The sequence below is a fragment of the Salmonella sp. SAL04213 genome, assembly GCF_046550535.1.
In the GTDB taxonomy this organism is placed as follows: domain Bacteria; phylum Pseudomonadota; class Gammaproteobacteria; order Enterobacterales; family Enterobacteriaceae; genus Salmonella; species Salmonella enterica.
On sequence record NZ_JBGDXS010000025.1, the window covers coordinates 1 to 618 of the forward strand.

At 53.2% G+C, this 618-nt stretch carries 1 rRNA gene; it reads left to right on the forward strand.

Annotation, left to right across the window (positions count from 1 at the left end):
* Window positions 1-618, forward strand: a 23S ribosomal RNA gene (locus ACLJPQ_RS22435); the annotation flags it as partial.

Genomic DNA, 618 nt, shown 5'->3' on the forward strand with positions numbered 1-618 from the left:
GTGACTGCGTACCTTTTGTATAATGGGTCAGCGACTTATATTCTGTAGCAAGGTTAACCGAATAGGGGAGCCGGAGGGAAACCGAGTCTTAATTGGGCGTTAAGTTGCAGGGTATAGACCCGAAACCCGGTGATCTAGCCATGGGCAGGTTGAAGGTTGGGTAACACTAACTGGAGGACCGAACCGACTAATGTTGAAAAATTAGCGGATGACCTGTGGCTGGGGGTGAAAGGCCAATCAAACCGGGAGATAGCTGGTTCTCCCCGAAAGCTATTTAGGTAGCGCCTCGTGAATTCATCTCCGGGGGTAGAGCACTGTTTCGGCTAGGGGGCCATCCCGGCTTACCAACCCGATGCAAACTGCGAATACCGGAGAATGTTATCACGGGAGACACACGGCGGGTGCTAACGTCCGTCGTGAAGAGGGAAACAACCCAGACCGCCAGCTAAGGTCCCAAAGTCATGGTTAAGTGGGAAACGATGTGGGAAGGCCCAGACAGCCAGGATGTTGGCTTAGAAGCAGCCATCATTTAAAGAAAGCGTAATAGCTCACTGGTCGAGTCGGCCTGCGCGGAAGATGTAACGGGGCTAAACCATGCACCGAAGCTGCGGCAGCGAC